At 65.8% G+C, this 17,020-nt stretch carries 14 protein-coding genes and 1 pseudogene; 10 read left to right on the plus strand and 5 right to left on the minus strand.

Annotated features, from left to right (window positions below; translation table 11 throughout):
• Positions 1 to 65: 65 nt before the first annotated feature.
• Positions 66 to 1,802, minus strand: coding sequence for an FAD-dependent oxidoreductase (locus DL519_RS10695; protein WP_190823906.1), 1,737 nt, complete (start codon positions 1,800 to 1,802; stop codon positions 66 to 68).
• Positions 1,803 to 1,911: 109 nt separating this feature from the next.
• Positions 1,912 to 3,276, minus strand: coding sequence for an MFS transporter (locus tag DL519_RS10700; protein WP_190814356.1), 1,365 nt, complete (start codon positions 3,274 to 3,276; stop codon positions 1,912 to 1,914).
• 147 nt (positions 3,277 to 3,423) lie between these two features.
• Here DL519_RS10700 and DL519_RS10705 point away from each other — a divergent pair, with 147 nt between their 5' ends.
• Positions 3,424 to 4,284, plus strand: a complete 861-nt coding sequence (locus tag DL519_RS10705; RefSeq protein ID WP_190814358.1) for a sugar phosphate isomerase/epimerase family protein — start codon at positions 3,424 to 3,426, stop codon at positions 4,282 to 4,284.
• Positions 4,285 to 4,328: 44 nt separating this feature from the next.
• Positions 4,329 to 5,081 (plus strand): SDR family NAD(P)-dependent oxidoreductase, encoded by a 753-nt coding sequence (locus DL519_RS10710; RefSeq protein WP_190814360.1) that lies wholly within the window; start codon positions 4,329 to 4,331, stop codon positions 5,079 to 5,081.
• Here DL519_RS10710 and DL519_RS10715 read toward each other — a convergent pair whose 3' ends face one another.
• The gene (locus tag DL519_RS10715) at positions 5,082 to 6,086 is read right to left on the minus strand and encodes a LacI family DNA-binding transcriptional regulator (protein ID WP_190814361.1); all 1,005 of its coding nucleotides are present in this window, start codon (positions 6,084 to 6,086) and stop codon (positions 5,082 to 5,084) included.
• 321 nt (positions 6,087 to 6,407) lie between these two features.
• Between DL519_RS10715 and DL519_RS10725 the strand changes: the two are divergent.
• The 8 genes and pseudogenes from DL519_RS10725 (at position 6,408) to DL519_RS10760 (ending at position 16,072) form a co-directional block, all read left to right on the plus strand.
• Positions 6,408 to 7,935: pseudogene (locus DL519_RS10725) on the plus strand (IS1380 family transposase).
• Between the two features lie 308 nt (positions 7,936 to 8,243).
• Positions 8,244 to 9,023 carry an alpha/beta fold hydrolase gene (locus DL519_RS10730; protein WP_223838731.1) on the plus strand — a complete coding sequence of 260 codons (780 nt, stop codon included), beginning with the start codon at positions 8,244 to 8,246 and terminating at the stop codon, positions 9,021 to 9,023.
• Positions 9,024 to 9,462: 439 nt separating this feature from the next.
• On the plus strand, positions 9,463 to 10,512 hold the full coding sequence (locus tag DL519_RS10735; RefSeq protein ID WP_190814363.1) for an extracellular solute-binding protein: 1,050 nt from the start codon (positions 9,463 to 9,465) through the stop codon (positions 10,510 to 10,512).
• Positions 10,513 to 10,522: 10 nt separating this feature from the next.
• Positions 10,523 to 11,539: an ABC transporter ATP-binding protein gene (locus tag DL519_RS10740; RefSeq protein ID WP_190814366.1), complete on the plus strand. Its 1,017-nt coding sequence runs from the start codon at positions 10,523 to 10,525 to the stop codon at positions 11,537 to 11,539.
• Positions 11,536 to 13,269, plus strand: coding sequence for an ABC transporter permease (locus tag DL519_RS10745; RefSeq protein WP_223838733.1), 1,734 nt, complete (start codon positions 11,536 to 11,538; stop codon positions 13,267 to 13,269). The genes DL519_RS10740 and DL519_RS10745 overlap by 4 nt, the downstream gene beginning before the upstream one ends.
• Positions 13,270 to 13,406: 137 nt before the next feature.
• Positions 13,407 to 14,144, plus strand: a complete 738-nt coding sequence (locus tag DL519_RS10750) for a hypothetical protein (protein WP_190814370.1) — start codon at positions 13,407 to 13,409, stop codon at positions 14,142 to 14,144.
• Positions 14,145 to 14,173: 29 nt separating this feature from the next.
• Entirely contained in the window at positions 14,174 to 15,016 is an 843-nt protein-coding gene (locus tag DL519_RS10755; protein ID WP_190814372.1) for an endonuclease/exonuclease/phosphatase family protein, read from the plus strand.
• Positions 15,017 to 15,049: 33 nt separating this feature from the next.
• Positions 15,050 to 16,072, plus strand: a complete 1,023-nt coding sequence (locus DL519_RS10760; RefSeq protein ID WP_190814374.1) for a LacI family DNA-binding transcriptional regulator — start codon at positions 15,050 to 15,052, stop codon at positions 16,070 to 16,072.
• A 94-nt stretch (positions 16,073 to 16,166) separates the two neighbouring features.
• Here DL519_RS10760 and DL519_RS10765 read toward each other — a convergent pair whose 3' ends face one another.
• Positions 16,167 to 16,343, minus strand: a complete 177-nt coding sequence (locus DL519_RS10765) for a hypothetical protein (protein WP_190814376.1) — start codon at positions 16,341 to 16,343, stop codon at positions 16,167 to 16,169.
• Positions 16,340 to 16,972 carry an aldolase/citrate lyase family protein gene (locus DL519_RS10770; RefSeq protein WP_223838735.1) on the minus strand — a complete coding sequence of 211 codons (633 nt, stop codon included), beginning with the start codon at positions 16,970 to 16,972 and terminating at the stop codon, positions 16,340 to 16,342. Before DL519_RS10770 ends, DL519_RS10765 begins: the two co-directional genes overlap by 4 nt.
• Positions 16,973 to 17,020: the final 48 nt, after the last annotated feature.

Here is a 17,020-nt window from a genome sequence, read left to right on the forward strand (position 1 = left end):
CGAGGGGCCGACTCTCGCTCGGTGACATGCCGACCGGCCGAACACTCCTCCACATCTCGGCGGAATCAGCCTCCAACTTGATTGACGCGGGAACCGCCTCTCGGAAGTTCGAGCAGATCCATGCCGGCGATCCACCCGAAGACCATGGCCGGTCCGAGATTGATGCCACCGGCCGGATAGTGCCCGCCCATGACGCTCGCCTGATCGCAACCCACCGCGTACAGGCCAGCAATGGCCTTGTCGTCATCGTCAAGCACTCGAGCGTGGGCGTCGGTGGCCAAGCCCGCGAAGGTCCCGAAACTGCCCGGCACGACCCGGACTGCGTAGAACGGGCCTTTCTCAATCGGCGCCAGCGACGGGTTCGGGAAGCCGGTGGAACGATCTCCGCCGTAACGGTTGAACGGGGTGGAGCCGCGGCCAAACTCCGGATCGTGTCCTTGCCGCGCACGCTCGTTGAAGTAGGCGACCGTGCTCTGGAGGCCTGCGGCATCGATGCCGCAGGCGTGGGCGAGTTCGGCCAGGGTCCGACCACGCTTGAGGTAGCCGTTGCGCAAATAGGGCAACAGCGGGACCGGGCGGGGTTTGGCCATGCCCAGCGGGTAGCGGCGCACGAAGCGCGCGTCCGCGATCTGCCACGCCTCAGGCTGGTCGCCGTCCGAGCTCGCGGCGATCATGGCCGTGACGTAGTCGTGGTAGCCGTTCGCCTCGTTGACGAAGCGCCGACCGTTGCGCAGGACGCCGATACTGCCGGGCTTGGCACGGTCCATGATGTGGGGAAACACCCCCGTTCGCCCGGAGCGGTAGGGCACCAGAGAAACCGGGCACCATGCCGCGGGCGATGCTAGATCAGTGCGGAGACGCCCGCCCGCCGCCTGGCCAAGGTCGATTCCGGCGCCGTCGGCGGTGACCGGGGCAAGCGAGTTGTGATCCGGCCCGGTGGGGAAATGAGCACGGCGCCGTTCACGGTCGTGAGGAAACCCGCCTGCGGCGAGCACGACACCTCGCTCCGCGTGCAGGCGTTCCTTACCGAAGGGCGTGGTGACCTCGACCCCGAGCACCCGATCCTCGTCATTGCGCACGATGTTGGTCACTGTGCTGGAGGTGCGGATGGTGACGCCGAAGTCCAGCGCCGCGCGCAGCAGGCGACCGACCAGAGCGGTGCCGTTCACCAACTGCTGCCCGCGTCGGTAGAAGGCGAGGTCGGCAATGTGTCGCGTGACGCGGCGGACCGCGTGTGCCAGGCCGCGGGCGTCACCGCGCGCTGCGGCCAGGAATCCGGCGAGATCCGGCCCGGCCATGATCCCAAGCCCCAGAAACGAGGTCTCATACAGCTGACGCCGGAGCAGTCGGCCCACGTCCGGCCCGAGCTCACGCAGGTTTACTGGCGCCGGTGCGAGCGAGCGGTGACCCGTCCCGGCTCCGGGAAGGTCGCCGTAGATGTCGCAGATCTTGGCGCCGGGTGTGAAGGCGAGTGCGGTGTTGTCGTGGAAGAAGCGTGCCATCTGGGGAGCGGAGTCGAGGAACGCGTCGACACGTTCCTCGTCGAGGTCGTCCCCCAGCACGGCGGCGAGGTAGGCGCGGAAGGCCGCCGGGTCCTCGTCGACGCCATCCGCCCGGGCGAGGTGGTTGCCCGGTACCCACATCCAGCCTCCCGACCACGCTGTGGCGCCACCGCACACCTCGGCACGTTCCAGCACCGTTACCCGTAGACCGCCCTGCGCGGCCGTCACTGCGGCGGACAGTCCTCCGGCTCCGGAGCCGACGATGATGACGTCGGTGGTGGCGGGTGCGCTCGTCGGCATGGTCACGGTTGCAGTTCTCCAGACTTACCAGATGTGGCAGGAAATCGTGATTGCTGTCGGTGGTCGTTCTGCGCCACCGGTCGGCCCGGCTGAGAAGACTCGTCGGCGGTCACGCCGTGGAGCTCTCACCTGCGGACGTGGTCCAGCGGTGGGACCACAGAGCAGCGAGAACGGCGAGGACGCAGAGCCCGGTCACGAGGCCGGCCACGGGGTACCAGCCGAGATTGAAGGCGAGCAGCGCCGTCGCGGTCAGTGGGATGAAGCCGCCGACAGCCCCGGCGAGCGCGTAGGCAAAGCCCGCGCCGCTGTACCGGATGCGGGCGTCGAACAAGTCCGTGAACCACGTCTGCTGCACGCACGCGGAGATGTTGTGGCCGAGGTTGATGAGAGCCACGAAGGACAAGGTCAGGCCGAGGAGTGAGCCGTTCTCCAGGAACACGAACAGGGGGAACACTGCGACTGTGGCGAGAATCGGACCGGCGATGTAGAAGGGCCGACGCCCGTAGCGGTCCGCGAGCGTGCTCCACAGGCTCAGTGACGGAATGGCCAGGATCATCGCGATCATCGAGGCTGTGAGGACGTTCGCGGGCGAGTTGTCGGTGAAGTTCGAGGTGTAGGCCAGTGCGAAGGTGAAGCCGATGTAGAAGGTGCTCTGGTCGACCATCCGCATTCCGATGACGGCCAGGATCTGCTTGGGGCTGGTCCGCAACGCAACCGCCAAGGGGGCGCGGGCCTTGTGGTCTTCCCGAGCGATCTCTTTGAACTTCGCCGATTCAGGGACACCGGATCGGACCCAGAACGCCACGAGGGCGAACGCGATGCTGATCAGGAAGGGGATCCGCCAGCCCCATGCCATGAACTGCTCTTCGGTCGTGAGACCGCGAGCGAGGCTGAATGCAGCCGTGCCGAGTAGAAGGCCGATGAACGAGCCGGTCTGCACGCCGGAGGCGAAGAAGTTGCGCTTCCTCCGGGGTGCATTCTCAACTGCCATGAGGGCCGCCCCACCCCACTCCCCGCCTACTGCGATTCCCTGAATCGCACGCAACAGGACCAGCAGTACCGGAGCGGCGAGGCCGATCGCCGCGTACGGGGGCAACAAGCCGATTCCGGTGCTGGCCAGCCCCATCATCAGCACGGTGATGGCCAGCATTTTCTTCCGCCCGACCTTGTCGCCGAAGTGCCCGAAGACCGCGCCCCCGATCGGCCGGAACACAAACGCCACCGCGAAGGACCCCATTGACGCCAGAAGCCCGGCCAATGGGTTCGCCGACGGAAAGTACAGCGGCCCGAACACGACTGCTGCAGCGGTGCCGTACAGGAAGAAGTCGTACCAATCCACGATCGCTCCGACCGTGCTGGCCATGGCGCTGCGCTTGGATCCCGAATCGCCGGTGCCAGGGCGCATCGGGGTCGAGGCGTCGAGTGGACCGGACTCGCCGGCGTCTGGGGTGGGGCCTGAAGGGTGCGTCGTCATGAGCTGTTCGCCTTGACCTTCCTGATGTGCGCCGTTGCCTCGGAGCAGGTCGAGTGTTTGAATGACTACGTAGTCATTCGGTTGTGCAGGACGGTACGAGCCGTCTGCGCGCCCGTCAATACCCGAACTCGCAGGAGCGTTCATTTCATGAGTAAGCCACTGGGCGTGGCACACCTGTCAGCCCTCGACCTAGCCCCACCAGACCTGGTCCGGCACGCGGCCGACGCCGGCTTCGCCTCCGTCGGCGTCCGGGTCTTTCCCGCCACCCCAGGAGAGCAGCGTTACCCTATGACCCCCGGGTCCCCGATGTCCCGGCAGACACTGCGCGCGATGGCCGAGACAGGCGTGACCGTGCTGGACGTCGAGGCGTTCACCCTCGACGGAGCCCGGGGACGCGAGCAGTGGCTGCCCGCCCTCGAGGCAGGTGCGGCACTGGGCGCCACAGTGCTCAACGTGATCGGAGGCGACGCCGACCAACACCGCTTGAGGGAGTCGCTCGCCGAACTCGTCGCCGACGGCCGCGACCACGGCATCCAGCCCAGCCTCGAACCCATCGCGTACCAGTCGATCAACACGGTCGCGGCCGCCTGTGCGCTCTCACGCGAGACCGGCTGCGGCATCATGCTCGACGTACTGCACTTCGTCCGCGCAGGCGGCCGAGTTGAAGACCTCCAGGACGTGCCGGCCGATGCGCTCCGCGTCATCCAGCTCTGCGACGGCCCCGAAACGCCTCCCCCACTGCCTGTTCCGGAGCGAATGCCGTTGGGACAGACAGTCAGCGCCGACCGACTTCCACTCGAATCACGCTCACGACGACAGAGCCCCGGCGAAGGCAGCTTCCCGCTCCGGACCATCCTCGAGACCTTCCCGGCAACACCGGTCAGCATCGAGGTGCCTGATGTTGCCGGTTGTGCTGAGTTCGGACACGCCCAGCACTTCGAACAGCTCCACCGGGCATATGTGTCCCGCTTCGACCACAACGACAGTGCGATGAAGGGAATCTCGTGACCAGTACCGCAAATCGTAGTGACGGCACGGCTTCCCGATCGCTCATGGCGAGCCCCGAGACGTTCTGGCCCGGCAGGTTCGACGGCCAGGTCCTCCTTGTGACAGGGGCCGCGGGGGGTCTCGGATCGAACACAGCCGAGCGTCTGATGCGCGAGGGCGCGACGGTGATCTGCACCGACGTCGTTGCCGGTGGGCGCGGCGACGGGTCCGCCCCCGAGCACAGCCTCGCCCTCGATGTCACCAAGCGTGACGACTGGGATCGCATGACAGCCGAGGTGCTGCACCAGCACGGCCACATCGACGGGGCGCTCTTCGCCCATGGCATCCAGGGCCCCGAGACGACCGTCGCCGACATGCCGGTCGCGGGCTGGTCGCGGGTGCTCGACATCAACCTCGACGGATGCCTGCACGGACTTGCCGCGTTGCTTCCCAAGCTGCAAGACCAGGGCTACGGACGGATCGCCATCCTCTCCTCGATCGCGGCCCGCGAGGGCAATCCGCACCAGGCTGCCTATTCCGCGTCGAAGGCCGGACTGGTCGCCCTGGTCAAGACCGCCGCGAAGGAAGTCGCGCAAGATGGAGTCACGGTCAACTGCATCGCCCCGTCGATGATGAAGACCCGACTGCTCGACGACCTCAGCGCCGAGCGCAACGCGGCTCTGCTCGCAAAAGTGCCGATGGGCCGGGTCGGGCTCCCCGAGGAGTTCTCCGCCCTCGCGGCCTGGCTACTCTCCCCGGAGGCCAGCTACATGACCGGCCAAACCCTCGACCTCAGCGGTGGCCGCAACACCGCCTGATCAGCGTGCTGGACGGGCTACCGTCGCTCTTTCCCGGAGCGTGACCGGGAACACGCGAGTGGTCGGTTGGTGGGTACCGGAGGTCTCGATCCGGCTCACCAACCGATCCACAGCCTCGCACGACATCTCCCGAATCGGCTGATGAACCGTGGTCAGCCGCACGAATGACCAACGCGACGGTTCGGAGTCGTCGAAACCAACGACAGAGAGATCCTCGGGAACGCGGAGACCAAGCTGGTGCGCGGCGTCCAGCACCGCGAAGGCGAAGGAGTCCGCGACGCAGAACAGGGCAGTCGGAGCCTCGGGCTCCCGGAGAATCTCGCAGGCCGCACGAACGGCGTCGGCGTGACCAAACGACGTCCGCTTGATCCATTCCTCTCGTACTTGCATCCCTCGTCGGCGTAGGGCCTCCCGCACCCCGTCCTCACGGTCGCGACCGTTGGAACGGTCTCGAGGCGTGGACAGCACCCCGATCCGCTCGTGGCCCCATTCGACGAGGTGGGCGACAACGAGCTCACCCGCGGCACGGTCGTCGGAAAGGACGACGTCCGTGGTCACACTTGAGTCGTCGCGGCTGAGCAGGACGACCGGCACGCCGCGCTCCGTCGCGAGGCGCACCGCCGCGGAATTGTCACGAGCAGAAACGAAAAGCATGCCGTCCACGGTTGCGCTGGTGAGAACATCCGTAGCGTTCTCGAATCCAGGCTCATCGGGGTCCCGGATAAGGATCATCCGGTAGCCGCACTCGTCCAGACGACCTTGCAGGCTCTCCACGATGACCGGGTAGATCGGGCTCGACAGGTCAGCCACGACCACACCGACAGCACGGGAACGTCGGGTCACGAGTGTGCGCGCGGCCGAGTGCGGAACGTAACCCAGCTCGCGAGCCGCCGCGAGCACTCGGTCACGGGTCTTCGGAGTGACCGAGGCGTCGCCACGCAGAGCACGCGAAACCGTGGTCTGTGACAATCCGACGTGCCGCGCCACGTCGTTGCTCGTCACCATGGCTCCGAACTTACCAAACCGCGTGGCCCCTCAACCCACCGGAATAGACGCCTCTAGATTTAGATCTATCGCGTTCTGGCCTGGTAGCCGCGGCGTCCTTGCACCGACGAAGGCCCGCCGACCTATCCTTGGGCCGCGTGCTCGGCAGACCGAGATCAGATCGAACTGAACAGGGAGCTGCTCCAGCACTCCGCAGGCGGCGAGGTCAGCTAGTCCTTCATCAAGCGTGTCGGGTGGGTAGATCCGGCCTGAGATAAGGCAAAGGCCTTATCCTGCTTGGGTTTGCGACTCCAACGCATCCCAAGAGGAAAGGCCTTTGTGGTGAAGAAGATACCGCACGAGCAGAGTCGGCGGAACGCGGCACGCCGACGGCGCAAGGTGGCGGCCCGGCATGCACGTGCGGGACACTGGGGCGCGCAGTCCAAGCCGATGCTGCACTCGGGCACGGTGAGCTACGAGATCGGCGGGAACGTCGACGCCACGTGCTTCGGCGGGATCGCGGCGGTGCACCGACTGGTGACCAAGCTCGGTTTGGCCGAGCGGATCAACGACAGTCTGGCGTTGTTGAAGGTGCACCTGCCCTACCATGAGTCCGATCACGTGTTGAACCTCGCCTACAACGTGGCCTGCGGCGGCACCCGGCTGGAGGACATCGAGCGGCTGCGGCATGACACCGCCTACATGAACGCGCTGGGCGCGGACCTGATCGGCGGATCCGACCACGGCGGGGGACTTCTGCCGTCGGTTCGCCAAGGATGACGTGGTGGCGTTGATGGAGGCGATCAACGCGGTGCGCCCGCAGTTGTGGACGGGGCGGGGACGAGACCTACTGGGTCCGATCGCCTACCTCGACGTCGACGGCACGATCGTGCCCACCGGCGGGGAGCACAAGGCCGGGATGGACATTTCCTACAAGGGAATCTGGGGGTATGCGCCGCTGATCGTGTCGCTGGCCAACACCAAGGAAGTGCTGTATCTGGTCAACCGGCCCGGCAACGCGCCCAGCCATCAGGGCGCGGCGCAGTGGATCGACAAGGCGATCGAGTTGGTGGCCCCGCACGCCGAGCGGGTGTGCCTGCGCGGGGATACCGACTTCTCGTTGACCGCGCACTTCGACCGCTGGGCCGAGAAGGTTGACTTCGTCTTCGGCATGGACAACAACGCCGCGCTGCGCTCCCGCGCCGAAGCGCTCGACGAGGCCTGCTGGAGCCGGCTGCAGCGGCCCGCCGCCTACGAGCCGCGCACCGGAGGGACCCGTGCCCGCAGGGAGAACCACAAGCAGCGGATCGTCACCGAACGCGGGTATGTCAACCTCGAACTCAACCACGAGGACGTCGCCGAGTTCACCTACCAGCCCGGCAAATGCCGGCGGCCCTACCAAGTGGTCGCGGTGCGCAAGAACATCAGCAAAACCCGCGGCGAACAGGTCCTGTTCGACGAGATCCGCTACTTCTTCTACATCACCACCCGCACCGACCTCACCGCCGCCGAGGTGGTGGCCTGCGCAGGCGACCGCTGCGATCAGGAAAACATCATCGGACAACTCAAATCCGGCATCCAAGCCCTGCGGGTACCGTTATACGACCTGATCTCCAACTGGGCCTACATGGTCATCGCCGCGCTCGCGTGGAACATCAAATCCTGGTTCGCGATGATGATGCACCGAAAACACCACCGGCGCGACTACATCCGCATGGAATTCCGCCGCTTCCTCCACCACATCATCCTCATCCCCGCCATGGTCATCCGCCACGCCCGCAGCATCACCATCCGGCTCATCGGCTACCAACCCAGCCTGGACCGACTCTTCAGCACCTGGAACACCATCGAACGCACCCGCTTCGGCTAACCCACCACCGGTTACCAGACTTCACACCCGACCACCGCGCACCCGCGGTGGCGACAACGCCTGCCCGAACCCCGAAATCGGCGCCCAGCACCCACCCGAGCGCCACGACACCGGCCCATACGAGCCCCACAACGTCCCCCACCACTCATCGGCGTATCCCACGCTCACGCCAACGTGATCATTTCGGCTACCACCGCCCCACAGAGACCGACTCGCTTATTTGAGGGCTAGTGCCTCGTCAGGAAATGTTGATGTCATAATCGTGTGGGTTTGACCTCCCTGGTGGTGGGCTTGAAGGCTGCCTGCTGTTGGAACGCCACGACGATAAAGCCAGCGGTGGCCCTGGAATCGTCGATGTGCAGAATGGGTTCATGGATTCGCTCGTGCCTGCGCTCTTGCTTGTCCATAGTCCGCTTGTAGGTCCGTTGACCTGGGAGTTGACGGCGGCGCAGCTGCGGCACGAGGGCCAGCACGTCGTCGTGCCATCGCTGACGGCGGTCGTCGACGACCATCCGCCGTACTATCGGAAGTTCGCTGAAGCCGCCGCCCGAGCTCTCGACCTATACGGAGCTCATGGCCCCGTGGTGTTGGTCGGTCATAGCGGCGCTGGTGCACTGCTGCCCGCCATCGCTGAAGTAGTCGGAGACGACGCGCGCGGAGCTGTCTTCGTGGACGCGTTGCTTCCGCATCCGGGTAGCAGTTGGTTCGACACCGCCCCTACTCAACTGCGCGAGCAGTTGGCCGGTCCGACTCGTGCTGGACGGCTTCCCCCATGGAATAAGTGGTTTCCATCCGATGTGTTTGACACGTTGGTGCCCGATGCAGGTCTGCGAGAACGGTTCATCGCCGAGCTTCCGACAGTGCCAGTGGCCTATTTTGAGGAACCAGCACCGAATGCGCCCGGTTGGTCCGCCACCCGCTGTGCCTACGTGTGCCTGAGTGAGGCGTACACCGGAGCGGCGGAGGAGGCCGAACGTCGAGGCTGGTGGGTGCATCGCGAGAACGCAGACCACTTGGCGCTGATCACTCAGCCTGCCCGCATTGCCGGCGTGATCGCTCGGGCCGTCGCCGCTGTCGCTGACGTGTGAGTGCGCTGAGCTGCCTCGGCGTTGCCTGGAGCCGTGCCAGGCGACGAAGTGGCGCTCGCACCAAACTCGTCGTGCGTGGAACCACCGTCCCGCCGAAACGCTGATCCCCTGTTCGGACGATCGACTTTGGCGGGTTGGATTATCACCCAGCCACCTTCTCGTCGTTCGACTGAGATGCCGTGCCCCTGCATCGCTTTCGACGCAGCGGCCCCACCGGGCCGTGGTGGTGACGAGGATCCCGAGTCCCGCACGTGCGCACTGTTCTTCGATTGCGGTGACCCGTGCAGCAGGATTCCGGGAACGTTCCCGGACTCCGCAGGGAACGTTCCCGGCTGGTTTGCATCCCAGACCTTCGATGTTTCCGCAAATGTCAGGGACGGGCACAAGAGTTCTCACCAGGCCGCACGCTGGCTACGGCTACTGACTTGGAGAGGTCTCCATGAAAAGTTCGAAGCTCATCACCTTGCTCGGAGTTCTTAGCGTGGGAGTCGCGGCGCTGACCGGATGTGCCCCCGGCGGCGGGACAAGCTCGGTCTCCGACGGCCCGCTGGTGGTGTACACGCCGCAGGGCGATGGTGAACGAGGCACATACATCACCGAGCACGCCAAGAGTGAGCTCGGAATTGATGTCAAGCTGGTGACCGGCGGTGGCGGCGCATTACAGACCCGTCTGGTGTCGGAGAAGAACAACCCGCAGGCCGACGTCGTGCTGGGTTTGGGTGAGGCGCAACTGCACCAGGTGGCCGCCGAGGGGGTGCTGGAACCATACGCGCCTGCGTGGGCGAATCAAATCCCGGCAAACTTCCGCGGCAACAGCCACGAATTTTCGCTGCTCACACAGACGCCGATCGTGCTCGCCTACAACACCGCGCAGATGGGTGCCACCGAGGCACCGATGAGCTGGGAGGACCTGGCCAAACCGCAGTACAAAAACAAGTTCGTCCTCCCGGGGCTGACCGGGCAGACCGGTCAGGCTGTCGTGGTGGGCTTGTTGTGGCGCTACGCCGACCACAAGACGGGCGAGGTCTCGCCGCAGGGGTGGGATCTTGTGTCGAAGGTGCTCAGCAACGCGTTGCCGTTGCCGGAGGGCAAGAAATTCGACTGGGGCATGGTTTCCAGTGGCCAGACACCGATCGTGGTGAACTGGCTAGGCGGTGTGCAGACCGGTGCCGCCGACAACAAGCTGACCATGCAAGTGGTCAACACACCGGGCGGCACGCCGTTTGTGTCGACCGGCATCGGGACGGTCAAAGACACCAAGCGGCAGCTCGAAGCCCAGAAGTTCATCGACTGGTTCGGTTCAGCGAATTTCCAGGTGGGCTTCGTCAAGACGACCAACAACGACACCCCGTTGAACTCCGACGCGGTCCGGCAGTTGCCGGAGGCGGCGGCGCTCGCCCAGGTGGGCAAGCAGGACATCGATTGGTCCGTGGTGGCCCGGAAGTTGCCAGCGTGGCTGGAGAAAATCCAGCTGGAACTCCAGGGGTGAGGTTGCCGAGATGATTTCGATCGAAGGGCTGACCATCCGCTATGGCACCCACGAGGTGATCCGCGACGTCGACCTGACGGTGAAGCCCGGGGAGTTCCTCACACTGTTGGGACCGTCTGGGTGCGGCAAGTCGACGCTGTTGCGCGCGGTCGCCGGGTTCGTGGCGGCGTCCCAGGGGCGCATCGTGATCAACGGGCGGGACGTGACGCGCCTCGATCCAGAACATCGCGGTATCGGGTTTGTGTTCCAGAACTACGCGCTGTTTCCGCACATGACGGTCTGGAAGAACGTGGCCTTCGGGTTGCGCAGCCGTGGGGTGAACAAGTCAGAGACCGCTGAGCGGGTCGAAGAAGCACTCGCGATGACCGGATTGTCGGCACATGCCTCCTCGCGGCCCGCGGAGTTGTCCGGCGGACAACAGCAGCGGACGGCCATCGCACGCGTACTGGTGACCCGTCCGTCCGTACTCCTGATGGACGAACCCCTGTCGAACCTCGACGCCACGCTACGGGTGCGATTACGGGCAGAGATACAGCGGCTGCACGAGGACTTGAACATCACCACGATGTACGTCACTCACGATCAGCAGGAGGCGCTCGCGCTGTCCGACAGGGTGGGGGTGCTGTGTGAGGGCCGGATCGATCAACTGGATCGACCTCGCGATCTGTACCACAACCCCGCGAACTCCTACGTGTGCCAATTCGTCGGTTCGGCGAATGTGCTGGACACGGACACCGCGTTTCGGTTCGGGCTGCGTCGGCCGGACGCTGGAGATCGACAGGTGCACGTGCGCCCGGAATGCATCCGGCTGACCGAGCACCCGGTCACCGAGCACGCGAGCCCGGGAGTCGTCACCGATGTCACGTTCCTCGGTCTGCTGACCGAGTACGTGGTCGACGTCGGCGGTGCCCGGATCACCTCGCTGGTCGGTTCGCATGCTGACGGGCGATGGCGGCCAGGAGAGACGGTCAGCTGCGGATTCGATGGCTCCAACGCGATGTGGTTGAGCGCAGGAGGGGCCAATTGATCTCGCCATGGAGTACGCGGTGCGGCGGGCGGGTGGTGCTGCTGGCAGGTCTGCTGCTCGTGGCCTGGTTCGTGGTGACGTTCCTGTACGTCCCGTACTACAGCATCCTTCGGGAATTGCTGTTCCCGAAGGACGGCGACGTCGGGTCGGTGGTGGCTGATCTGATGAGTTCTGCGCGGGTCCAGCGTGCATTGCGGGACACCCTGATCGTCACCGTGATCTCGGTGGTCACCACCAACGTCGTCGGGGTCGCGCAGACGTTTCTGCTGGAGGCAGTCGACCTCGCCGGCCGGCGGGTGCTGCTCCTCGCCTACGCCGTGCCACTCGTTTTCGGGTCCGTATCTGCGGTGACCGGTTACGAAACCGTGTACGGCGCGAATGGCGTCCTGACCAAAGCCATCCGGTCGGTCGTGCCGGCGGTGCCTGCTGACTGGTTCTCCGGTATGGCCGCAGTAATCGTGGTGCACACGTTCACCTTGACCGGTTTCCACTTCCTGTTCCTGCGGCCGGCGATCCGGCGGGTGGACTTCTCGATGGTCGAGGCGGCGCGGTCGCTGGGGATGAATCCGGTCCGGGCGATTCTCCGGGTCGTGGTGCCGGTGCTGCGGCCGACGATCGGCGCCTGCACACTGCTGGTGCTGATCATGTCGCTGGGATCGTTCGCCGCACCGCACATTCTCGGCGGAGGCGGCTTCACCATGGTCGGCCCGCTGATTTCGACACTGACGGGCCTGGGACGATCGGACATGGCAGCTCTGCTGGGCTTTGCGCTCGGCGCGGTCACTGTGGCTGTCATGCTGTGGGCCTTGCGCTTGGAGAGACGCGCCCATCCCGCCTCCATGAGCAAGATGCCGCAGCCGTTCCAACGGGTGCGGCTGCACAACCCCTTCATCCGAGTCACGGCGCACGCCATCGGGTACATCCTGGCGGTCGTCAATCTAGCTCCCTTGCTGGTCACCGGGATGCTGTCGTTGTTGCCAGCCGAGGTGGTCCGCAACGGCGAGCTTGTCGGCCCGCTGACGCTCGAGAACTACATCCGCGTGCTCACCACGGGCGACGTGAGCCAGCCGCTGGTGACGTCACTGCAGCTGTGCTTGATCGCCATCCCGATCGCCCTGCTCATCGGGATGCTCGTCGCCCACCTCGCACACCGGTACCGCAACCGTGCCACCGACGCGCTGCAGATATCCCTGTTCCTGCCGCATTTCCTGCCCGGTGTCTTGATTGCGCTCGGATTGCTGCTGGCATTCGGTGACACGTCAATCCTGGTCGGAGGAGCGGTGCTCGTCGGGGGCTTTTGGATCTTGCCGCTGGCCTACGTCGTCCTGCTGCTGCCGCTGGCGTCTCGGTTCCTTCGGGCGGCCTATGCCGGACTGGATCCGGCCATCGACGAGGCGGCGAGGTCTCTGGGAGCACGCCGGATCCGGCGGTTTCTGCTGGTCACATTTCCGCTGCTGAATCCGGTGCTGATCCAGGTCGCCGCGCTGAGCTTCAACCAGACCTTTGACGAGTACACGGTGTCGGTGATGGTGCACAACGTCAACAACCAACCGTTCGGAGTTGCATTGGGAGCCCTGGTCAACAACCCGGACCCGGGCTTGGCCGGCGTCATTCCGGCATACATCGTGGCCAACACCGCGATCACCCTCGTCGTCGTCCTGCTCGCCGACCGGATGGCGGTCCGGGCTGCGCGGCACGGTGTGACCGTGTCGGGGGGTGCTGCGCTCTGATCACGCACAACTACCCCTGGTTCGCCCCGGGCACCGACGCCGACGCTGTGGTAGCGGATGGCAGCCCGCCGTGCGGGATCGCGGAGGCGTTCATTGCCGGAAAAAGCGCGTACGCCCCGTGCGAAGACGTCCTGCTAGTGACTGCGCACCACGTCGGGATCTTCGACGGTATCTCCAGCCCGTTGCGCCGCGACGGCGAACTCCCCAGCGGCCAGGCCTTCGCGCGGGCCGCGGCCCGCGCGCTGCTAGCGGTTGATCCAGACGTTGATGCCAGAACCGCGGTCGACCTGATCACCCGGCAGCTGGCCCAGATCGGAGTTGCGCACGCCGGTCCCTTCGGGAGCGTCGCGGCGATCTACGCGCCGGATCGCGGTGAAGTGTGGCGCGTGGGTGACGTGCACGTCGCCATCGACGACCGACACCTGCCGGGCAGCAAACGGATCGACGCAGCCATGGCCGGGTTCCGGGCGGCCATCAACGCCGCGGCACTGGCCGTCGGTACACCGCTGAGCGACATCATCCACGACGACCCCGGACTGGCTGCAGCCGCACCACTTCTGGCCGCGCAGCCCACGCTGGCAAACCACCCGGGCGCATTCGGTTACGGCGTGCTCAACGGGACCCCGGTCCCCAAGGAGTTGATCGAGGTCTACTCAGTGCCGTCGAACGGACGAGTCGTACTTGCCAGCGACGGCTACCTCGGCCCCGAACGGACTCTCGCCGACGCCGAACGGCAACTCCACCGAGCCATCGCCGACGACCCGGCGTGCATCGGACCGCTTTGGACCATGGGCAAAGCCCTCACCCGAAACACAGCCGCACCGGACGACCGCGCGTACATCCGGATCGAGACCGATCCGGCCGAGTCCCATTGACGAATCGAGGAACGATGGAAGCAATTCGCGTGGCAACCTGGAACACCCTCTCGCGCGACCGAATGCACCGCATCGGTCTCGCCGCCGCACAGCTGCGCGCGGTCGACCCGGACGTAATCCTGCTCCAGGAAACCGCCGAAGGCCACGCCCGAACACTCGCCGACGAACTCGGTCTCGTGCTGGCCGCGCTCGACCACGTCGACTCGGCGGAGGTCGCAACAGCGGTCCTCACCCGGCCCGAATTTCAACCGCACCAGCCGCCGCAGGGACTTGATGGGGTCGCCGGCCGGGCGATGGTGGCCACGGTCGACCTGTGCTTCGATGAACGGCGCCTGCGTACGACCTCGGCCCATCTGCGCAACACGCCGTCGGCGGGGCGTTTGGGCTTCGACCCGGACTACCGCGCCGCGGCGTCCGAAGCCGCTGCTGTCGAGTCCATCGCCGACGACTCGATCCGGACCAGCGTCCTGGCACGCCTCCACCAACTCGGCCAACTCGAAAACGCCCGACGTCAGCATACGATCGAGGGCGAAGTGTTCGGCGGCGACCTCAACTTCGTACCCTGCGGCATTGAGTACCGCCGCGTGCAAAGCTGGGGTCTGGCCGACGCATGGACCGCTGCCCCCAGGATCGGCAGCGGAGCCACCATCCTGGAACGCAATCCGCTGGTGATCGACAGCAGTGCCCATCGCGAGGCCGCCGTCCGCACCTACCCCGGCATCAGCGCCGATCTGGACTACACCCTGGACTTCCAGTTCCACTCACCATCGCTGATCGCCGGTGCGGCGTGGATCTTCGGCGAACCGCTCGACGGATTCTCCTGGGGCAGTGATCATCTCGGTATCGCCGTCGACTACACCTGGCGCAGCTAAACGGAGAGGAACGCCATGCCCCGGACACCGCGAGTGTCAATCCTCGATGTCGCCGCCCACGCCGGAGTATCGAAGTCTGCAGCAAGCCGCGCCCTGCTCGGGCAAGGCGACGTCACCGAGCAGGTCCGCGCTCGAGTCGAAGCGGCGGCCACCGAACTCGGTTACGTCAAGGACTACCGGGCGCACGCCCTCAAGTCCACCAGCACCCGGACCGTGGGCATCTTCGTCCGCACCGTCCGCCTGTCCTTCTACGGTGAACTCATCGCCACGATCCAGCACACGATCGAGTCCAACGGCTTTCAACTCGCCGTCTTCGCCGCCTCGTCCGATACCAGAACCGAAACGCACACTATCGAACAAATGATGGGCCTGCGACCTGCGGGCATCATCATCGCTTCCGGCCGCGTACCGACACACACCATTACCGGCGCCGCGAAAACCCTGCCGGTCGTGCTCGCCGGGCGGACCAACCGGCTACCTGGAATCGACACAGTCGCCGACGACGGAACCGGAACCGCCGCCCTGGCCGAACGCGTCGCTCACCACGGCCACCGTGAGGTTGCCGTCCTCAGCATCGCCCGCTCCCGATCCGCGACGCTCAGCGCGCGCTCCCAGCGCATCCGCAAAGAACTCACCGCCCTCGGTGTCAACGTCCTCCCGGTCCCCTTCGCCGCCGACCGCGACGCCGCCGACCCCGAACACCTGCGCCGGGCGCTCGAGACTGCTACGGCCGTCATGTGCCCGAACGACCCGACACTGATCACCACGTGGGAACAACTCGACGCCTTCGGTCACCGCGTCCCCGACGACATTTCCCTCACCGGTTACGACGGCATCGGCCAATTGGCTAGCCCGGTACTCGGCCTGACAACGTGGCGCCAGCCCATCGCAGACATCGGCCACGCCGTGGCCGAACAGATCCTTGACCGCATCAAAAACCCTGACACCAGCCCCCGGCACATCAGACTCACCGGATGCCTGCAACGCGGACGAACCCTACGACGCCATGATCCAGCGCTCAGCGACAGCCGGAGCGGGTCGCCGGTGATTGCCTGATAGCTGGCCGCGAGTCCGGAGTCGATGGTGATCGACGGCGCGGTCGGCAGCGAAAGGCCGAACGTGAAGTCGTCGGCGAAGGGTCCGTCGAGGTTCATGCCACCACCGTTCCCGGGCTGTTGAGGATGCATCGGGCCTGTTCGATCAGAGGCCGGTCGATCATTCGACCGTCGATGCGGACCGCACCGGGGTCGCAGGCTGTGCCGACCGCGTCAAGTACCCGCTGGGCCCACTCCCGCTGCTCGTTGGACGGCGCGAAGGCCTCGTTCACCACGGCGAGCTGTTCCGGGTGAACGCAGAGCTTGCCCGCGAAGCCGAGGGATCGCTCCGTCTCGGCCTCGTCCCGCAGCCCCAGCTCGTCAGCGAGAACGGTTCTCGGTCCTGCGACGCCCACGCTCCTCCGACCGCCGCAGCGTTGATGACACGGCTCTTGGCCCAGCCGAGCTCGCGAACGTGCAATCCACCCCAGGAGGTGAGTTCGCCCGTGTAGTCGACGAACCCGAACAGGACGCCCACGACGTGGTCCTGTCGTGCGATCCCGTAAGCCTCCCCGACGCCAGCAGCGGTCTCGATCAGTGCGAGAACCAGCACGTCAAGCAGCTCGCGCACCGCGGCCGCCGAATCGGGGCTGCTCTGCGGGACAACCACGCCGGCTAGCCCACCGGTGTGTGGAGCCAGCACGCTCAGATCTTGGCACCGGCTTCGCTCGCCGGGGTTGACGCGCACGTGCAACGTCGAATCCGCTGTGGCCGGATCGGTCAGGAAGCGCACCATCTCCGACCGCACTTGATCCTTAGCTTCTGGCGCGACGGCATCCTCCAGGTCAGGCATCACCGCGTCTGCGGGCCTGCGCAAGGCGGAACTCAACAACCGCGGACTATCGGCTGGAACCGCCAGCAACGAGCGGGGTGGCGAGCTTTATCGGCACGAACGTCAACTCCTGTCAGG

Origin of the sequence: Saccharopolyspora pogona (genome assembly GCF_014697215.1) — a bacterium.
GTDB lineage: Bacteria > Actinomycetota > Actinomycetes > Mycobacteriales > Pseudonocardiaceae > Saccharopolyspora > Saccharopolyspora hattusasensis.